Genomic DNA, 6942 nt, shown 5'->3' on the forward strand with positions numbered 1-6942 from the left:
TCCGGAATCCCGTTCCTCCTCACGCGGATGCGACCGAAGGCTGGCATAAGGAACGCCGCCTTCACCGAAGCCCAAGCGGTCTAAGGGCGAAGGCCCCGGGTGGCGAATAACCTTCGCGGCGCGGCCTGGCGAGACAGGACAGCGCCGATGGCCGCGATCCTTTCGACCTCTCGATAGCCTTCGTGCGCCAGCATCCCCCCGAAGACATCCGGGTCGATCTCCTCATAAGTCATGCTCGCGCCTGCCTCGGCGGCGAGCCGCTTGAGCTCGATGCGCAGCAGATCTCGGCCTTCGATGATCGGGCTGCCCGTGTAGAGCACGAAGCGCCCCCGCGGACGCAGGCGATGCAGTCCAACAGAGACCCACGCCAAGGCGAGGTCCATGCCCAAGGCGCCGCCTCCATCGCGATAGGTCCGGTGCTCGCCGTCGGCCAGATAGGGCGGGTTGGCGATGATGAGATCGAACTCGCCGGCTGCGGCCTCGGGCCCAGAGCCCGCGACAAGTTCAATCGACAGGCGGGCGTGGGCGGCATTGGCGGCGAGGAGAGCAAGGGCGAAGGGGTTCACGTCCCCGGCCACGACCCTGGAATGCGGCAAGCGTGCGGCCAGCGCCAGCGCGCCGGCGCCGGCGCCGGCGCCGACGTCGAGGATCGAGCGCGGCTGCGTACCGCATAGCGCGGAGGTCAGGAAGCGGACGAAGCGGTAGCTGTCCGGTCCAAGGAAGACGGCGTCGGGGGCGTCGCTCCGGGCGGAGTGCAGGTGCAGGCGCCCGTCAAGCGCACTGACCCTGACAGCGGATCGAAGCGACGCGCCCTCGTCGACGAGGAGCCCGCCGCTCGACATCGTGGCAAGGAGGGTAGGGTCGAGGTCGTTCGGGTCGAAGGGGCGCCCCCAGCCGAAGATGTCTCGCAGGTTGGCGGCGCGGGCGCGCTCCCGCCGGGACGCCACCCGTCTGTGGGTGGCGGGGGTCGGGCTCACGAAATCGTACCCGGCGGCCGCCAGCAGGTCGAGAAGGGCGACCAGGGCCGCGCGCCGCTGCCCAATCCCCATGTCGGCGGGGCTAGGTCCAGGGCGGCGATCGCTGTGATCATGCGCTCCTTCCATCAGGTCGCCTTCGAGCCGGGCGGCCGGATGGCTTGGCTTGCGACGGCCGGCCGGGAGCGGCGGCGCGGACGACCTGGGCCGGCGGGTGGGGAAGAACATGCGGATTTCCTGACGGTCCTAACCAAACGAGGAGGCGCTCAAGCTTTGAAACCGGCCGTCGTCGATCCGACGCTAGGCCTTCTAGATAAGGCTCCAGCGCCTGCGGCGTTGCATCCGAGCGGGCGCTCGGGCGTACGCGTCCGACGCGGTCAATCTCGGCTCGCGTGGTTTGCGCCGCAGCTTGTGATGTCGCAGATTCGGCGGCCGTCGATCGCGGTCACCGTGACCCGATACGAAAAGCCGTCGTCCCTCACGGTGTCGCCCTCTTTCAACAGCTCGCCCATGAAGCGCAGAGCTTCCCTGTATGCGTCGTCGTCCGTGGCCGCCGCGATCTCCGCGCAGAAGGCGGAGTGGTGCCCGAACAGGGCGAAACGAAAGAGAGGGTGGTAGGCGGTCCCGCAGGTCATCGGCGCTCTCCGAGGTATCCACGACTTGAACAAACGCGTCGGCGGGCTGAAAGAGCGAACTGTCCGGAGGACAGCTCTACAGCGGGCCGCGCGCTTTGGACGTCGCCATCGGCGGTGGCCGGATATGACGGCTCCGTCGACGACCGGCGGGACACGAAGGCGCGCCTCAGCATGCTGGACTTGTTAGGCGAGCATAAGAAAACCGATCTGCCGCATTGGGACTCAGGCGGGCCTAACGAGCCTGACAGCTCGGCTTCGAGAGGGGAGCGAGCCCGGATTGCAGGGCCTCCGGTTTGGCGGGTGTTCGGAGAGCGGCCTTTGGCGCTTGAAGTTTCCTGCAGACGCGCCTCAGGCGTGCTCTCGCTTCGGAGGGCATGTCCTTGGCGTTCGGAACCGTTCTCATTCCCGTGAGTTGGCCCATCGCAGCTCTCTAACCCCTGGAGCTGCCCTCTGTTGAACCGCGAAGCCCCTCGTTGGAGGCCCCAGGCGCCGGCGAGGGGTCTTCATTTGCCTACAGAAGAAACGCTCGCACGGGCGGGAGCCACATCCGCCGGCCGGGCCAGCGATCACATTGATGGTGTCGCCGTCGCTGTCGGCGCCACGACCTCCCAAGCTTCTCTCTACGGAAGATCGGCCCGGGCTAGCAGCAGACGGGACGCAGGCGTTGCAAGGCCGACAGCACGGCCAGAAACCTTATCAGGGAGCCGGTGGCGACGCCCGCGACGGCGAAGCCCCGCAGACGACACTCGGATGCCAGCTGGACAGGCGAAGGCCGCCGCGCTCGACTAGCGGCAAAGATCACCGGGGCCGCCAGGCCGAGGTTGCGCCATTGCGAAAATCGACGTTCCGCCATGGGGTGGTCTCCTTGTCGTCATGGCCACCTGAAAGCAACCTCGCCGCACGGCCGACGACCTGGCGGCCGACGTCAATGAGTCTGTCCGATCACTCGAAGGCCGAGGAAGCGGCGATCGCGAGTAGGGCCAAAATCGCAATCACCACCGACCATTCGCCGAAGCTGGGTCGCCATTGGGGACGTCTGGGCAAGTCGCGTTCCTCTACCGTCGGTCCAGCCCCGCTCTTTCAGGAGGTGCGCGAGGGACTGGAGCAGGCCCGCTCAGGAGGCGAGCGACTGGGCGAGCTTAGATCTCCAAGCGCTTTGCGCGTTTAACCTGTGATGATTAACGGCAGCGCTTTTGATATTTCAGCCCGCACGCCGCCGCAGTCGAGGGACGGAGGCCGCCTAGAGGAGGCGCTCGTTCCCGGTCAGGCGTTTGAATAGGCGATCGAGCGCCGCGAGCAGGTGTCCGCCAAATCCAGTCATGCGAAGCCAACAAGCTGCGCCGGAATTGGTTGCGGCCCGGTGCGCCGCAGGGGGTGCGTGGCTGCGCGCCGGGCCGCATCGCACGCCAGCGCCGGAATGCGCCTCCTTAAAGCCCGAGGACCATCCGGGGTTCCGTCTCAGCCCATCCAGCCCATGTAGGCGCACCCGACGATCCCTATGAACGAAAGCGTTCCGAGCAGCAGCGCCCCCTCCCACCCGGCTAGACGCCACCAGCGGGGGATGGGAGATTTTTGTTTGCGCAAAGACGATCTCCCGGCGCCAGGAAGAAGGGGATGCCCGGCAAACTGCTTAAGCCCGGCCTGGTTCCTCTCGGTCGCGCCTTTCTCGTCAGGGGTTGCGGCCCGGAGCGGTGCTCAGGAGGGGTGCGCTCCGGGCCGCAGACTTCCGCGCGGAAGACAATCCTTAGCCGTCCCGAGGGCGATGGGTTCCACGGGGGCGGCTCTTCGACCAACTGCGGAATGACAGCCGAAGCCGGCCCGCTTCACGTTATCCGGTCGCAATCCAGTAAAGGATGCCGAAGATCGCAAGACACAGGGCGATCAGGACCGCCTCTGTCATCCGTCCCGTTCGTCTGGGCCGCCCCGGCACGTTCCGCCTCCCGTCGTGAACGATGTTACTATTTTACAATTTGCATGGCTGTCCAGCCCTCGACCGGCCGCATCGACGGACCGGCTCGGCGACCTGGATAAATCCCTCCTGGGCAGCATAGGGAAGGGCGAGTCCGCAGCGCTCTTCTGGCGCCCCCTTCTCCCTGCTGCACTCCGCCTTGGCCGTCAGGCGTTTACGCGCTGGTCGGTATCGTCGACGTTCGCCGCCGCCTGGGCCAGCAGGCTTCCTCCGATCAGCAGAGGAGAGTCCTCGGCTGAAAGGGGAGGTAGGCAAACAAATCGCGCCGCCTTTTGGCCGTTCCGTAGGAACAGATGGATCTCGACGTGGTCGCCGGCGGCCGCCAGCCGCTCCGCCACGGTCTTGGCGACGTCTTCCGCGGCGCGCCCGCGCGCAAACAGCTGAGGCTCGACGTCATCCACGCGGACGGCCCAGACGTCGCCAAAGGGTTCTACAACGACGGTTCGCATCGAAGCATCTCCAGTGAAGAGTGAAGGCGGTCGCTATTTGGATGGCCGCGGAGACGGTTCAAGGGGCGCTGTAGTCCAGCCCGGCAGGCTGTTCCATAAGTTTGGGGGCTTCCAACCGACGGCCGGCCATTGCGACTGCGTCAGCAAAGGCCGGCCAGCGTCCCGGCCCGGATCGCGTCCGGCCTACGCCTTCATTGCGTGCCAGCCTCGGATCATGAAGGCCTGGAAGAAGGACACGGGCGTCGCAAACCCTGCTGCCCGCCAAAGGGCCTCGGTCTCTGCCGCCGGCAGAACCCCCAGCGCGTCGCGCAGCATGCTCTCCAGCCTGGCCGACGATTCGGGGGTCGCGCCCATCAGGGTCTGGACCTGCTTCCAGTCCTTCAACATGTCTGGAAACGCCGCATCTTCGAGATCGGCGCTGATTTCGGCGCTGACGAAGCGACCGCCCCGCTTCAGTCGATCATGAATGGCGCTGTAGAAGGCCGGCCGTTGTTCCCGTCTGATGAAATGGGCGACCAACAGGCTGACCGCGGCGTCGAATGGGCCGGGGGGCGCGTCCTCGGCGTAGCCCTGGATAAGCTCGCATCGCTCCAGAACGCCCGCTTCCTTTAACCGGTCCCGGCCGACATTCAGCATCTCGGCGGAGGGATCGACCCCGACGAAAAACCATCCTGGACGCGCTTGGGCCAGGGAGAGGATTTCAGCGCCCGTTCCCACGCCGACGCACAGCACTCGCGCTTCGCTCGGACATTCGGCCAGGACCAGGCCCGTCAGGAAGTGGAGGCAATTGGAGATCGGAACGAGGGCGCGGTTCCGATGGTCGTAGGCGTCCGCCATCTCCTGGTTGAAGAAGGACGGCGAGGCGGTCGATCGGGAAGAAGGCATTGTTAATGTGTAACACAAACGTCGTCCGATACCATGCCAACCGTCATGTCCTGTTAGAGCAACCGGCCGATCGTCCGAGGCCCATTTCGGGAATCCTAATCCAGCCTCACATTGACCGCGCAGATCTGGCGGCCGTCCTTCGTCTTCACTCTCACTTCGAAGGCGACGGATTCCCGGCTCAGGATCTCGCGCTCCTTGATCAGATCGCCGGCGAAGCGAAACCCTTGACGACGCGCCTCGGCGTCCGTCGAAGCCTCGGCTTCGTGGACCTGATCCACCTCCAGACCGGCGACGAGGAAATCGTAGAGGGCCATGACGGAAACCTATACGCCCGAGCCTGAACCTAGGATGACTCTGCTGATCGGCGTCTCTCGGCATGGCGCCAGGCGATCCGACCCATGCGAAGGGGAACCGTTAAAGCAACGCCTGGGCGTCGAGGACGTTATCGACGCCGCGTCGCATGAGCGGCGGCGATGGAAATGCGCGAAGTGTGGAGCGGGAAGGCGAAGAGGGGATGTGGTCCGGCGACGAACTCCACGATCTGATCACGATCAAGCTGACGCGGCGCAGGAGCGTGTCTCCAGCAACCCTCCGCAAGCTCAGTGAAGCGTTCAATCCCTTGGCGCTCATCCCTGCGAGGGACGACCTCATCGTACAGGGCGTCAAGGCCTCCTCCTGCCTCCTGCTTTTGAACGGGTTTGCGGCTCGCTACCGCGTGTTGCGGAATGGGCGGCGCCAATTCACCGAGATTTGTCTCCCAGGCGATTTCGTCAATCTCGGCTCTTTGTTGAAGAAGCGTCAGCGGCAGGGCGTCGTGGCCCTGACGGACTGTCGGGCGGCCTCAATTCCCCATGCTCGCCTTGATCGGTTGATCGACGCCGACGGCGACCTGGTCAGAAGCCTGTGGCTGGACACCCTGGTCGACGGCGCCGTGAGCCGCGAGTGGATTCTTGCGCTCGGCGCCCAGAGCGCAAAGGAGCGCCTGGCCTGGTTCCTGTGTGAACTCTACTGCCGACTGGAACTGGTGGGCCGCGCGAAAGACTGCTGCTTCCAGTTGCCTATGACCCAGGCGGAGATAGCGGATATCCTTGGGCTTTCGACCGTCCATGTGAACCGCGTCGTGGCGGAGCTTCGACGAGAAGGTCTCGTGGAGTGGAAGGGGGCTCTTGTTCATCTGAAGGATTGGGGCGGGCTGGCCGCCCTGGCCGAGTTCGACAAGGCCTACCTGGAGTCGCCTCCAGAGTAAGCGGGCGGTCGCGGTGGGACGGCGGCGCGAGATCGGCCGCGTCAGTCCCTGTTCTCGCTACAGGCGCAAGCGTAGATGGCTTTTATCGACCCATCGACCCACCCCGGCGCAATCGGAAAAGGCTCCGATCCATTAGGATCGTTGTCGGCGGCGCTGAGGCGATCGTCACTACATTGACCTCAGCGGCGAACATGCACCTTGGGAACAGCGTCGCTAACATGACGTTGGCCCATCATGACTGGCGATGTTGCAACCCTTATCGGCTCGGCTGCAGCAATCTGCTCGATTACGAGCTTTGCCCCGCAGGCGTACAAGATCTGGAAGGAGAGGGACGCCTCGGCGGTGAGCCTCAAAACCTATTCCCTGACCGTCAGTTGCTTCATCCTGTGGACGATCTACGGCGTGATGACCTCGGCCTGGCCTGTGACCGTCGCCAACGCCTCCGCCCTCGTGATGGCGTCGGCGGTCCTGGTTATGAAATGGCGCTTTCGCGACGCGGCGAAGAGCGCATCGGACGCGTGAACGCGGTCAGGCGGCGAGCGGAAAACGCAGGGTGAAACAACTGCCTCGACCGGGGCCGTCGCTGGCCAGTTCGACGGCTCCGTCATGCATCTCGACCAACTGCTTTACGAGAGCCAGGCCGATGCCGAGACCTTCGCGCGAGCGATCGTCAGGCCCCTTCGACTGAGTGAACAGATCGAAGATGCGGCCCTGCATGTCATGCGGCACGCCCACGCCGTTGTCGGCGATGTCGATCCGCACCTCGTCCTGGACGACATCCGCG

8 protein-coding genes are annotated in these 6942 nt (G+C 65.2%); 2 read left to right on the top strand and 6 right to left on the bottom strand.

The features are described from left to right. Positions 1–80 precede the first annotated feature (80 nt). From ACU5AP_RS13165 to ACU5AP_RS13185, 5 genes are all read right to left on the bottom strand, one after another. Complete coding sequence (locus tag ACU5AP_RS13165; RefSeq protein ID WP_446681335.1) at positions 81–1202, bottom strand: methyltransferase; 1122 nt, start codon at positions 1200–1202, stop codon at positions 81–83. Positions 1203–1351: 149 nt separating this feature from the next. Beyond that, the gene (locus ACU5AP_RS13170; RefSeq protein WP_446681336.1) at positions 1352–1609 is read right to left on the bottom strand and encodes a DUF6894 family protein; all 258 of its coding nucleotides are present in this window, start codon (positions 1607–1609) and stop codon (positions 1352–1354) included. A gap of 2115 nt (positions 1610–3724) precedes the next feature. Then, positions 3725–4027, bottom strand: coding sequence for a hypothetical protein (locus ACU5AP_RS13175; RefSeq protein WP_253108001.1), 303 nt, complete (start codon positions 4025–4027; stop codon positions 3725–3727). A 183-nt stretch (positions 4028–4210) separates the two neighbouring features. After that, positions 4211–4864: a class I SAM-dependent methyltransferase gene (locus ACU5AP_RS13180; RefSeq protein ID WP_269298479.1), complete on the bottom strand. Its 654-nt coding sequence runs from the start codon at positions 4862–4864 to the stop codon at positions 4211–4213. Positions 4865–5007: 143 nt separating this feature from the next. Next, entirely contained in the window at positions 5008–5226 is a 219-nt protein-coding gene (locus ACU5AP_RS13185; RefSeq protein WP_269298481.1) for a hypothetical protein, read from the bottom strand. A gap of 146 nt (positions 5227–5372) precedes the next feature. Here ACU5AP_RS13185 and ACU5AP_RS13190 point away from each other — a divergent pair, with 146 nt between their 5' ends. Together ACU5AP_RS13190 and ACU5AP_RS13195 are read left to right on the top strand one after the other, a co-directional pair. After that, positions 5373–6158: a Crp/Fnr family transcriptional regulator gene (locus tag ACU5AP_RS13190; RefSeq protein ID WP_446681337.1), complete on the top strand. Its 786-nt coding sequence runs from the start codon at positions 5373–5375 to the stop codon at positions 6156–6158. Positions 6159–6392: 234 nt separating this feature from the next. Further along, entirely contained in the window at positions 6393–6680 is a 288-nt protein-coding gene (locus ACU5AP_RS13195) for a SemiSWEET family sugar transporter (protein WP_200165245.1), read from the top strand. Positions 6681–6686: 6 nt separating this feature from the next. On the opposite strand, the gene ACU5AP_RS13200 is transcribed toward ACU5AP_RS13195, so the two are convergent. Continuing rightward, a partial coding sequence (locus ACU5AP_RS13200; RefSeq protein WP_446681338.1) for a sensor histidine kinase occupies positions 6687–6942 on the bottom strand: 256 nt, incomplete at its 5' end.

The organism is Brevundimonas sp. RM1 (assembly GCF_052907225.1).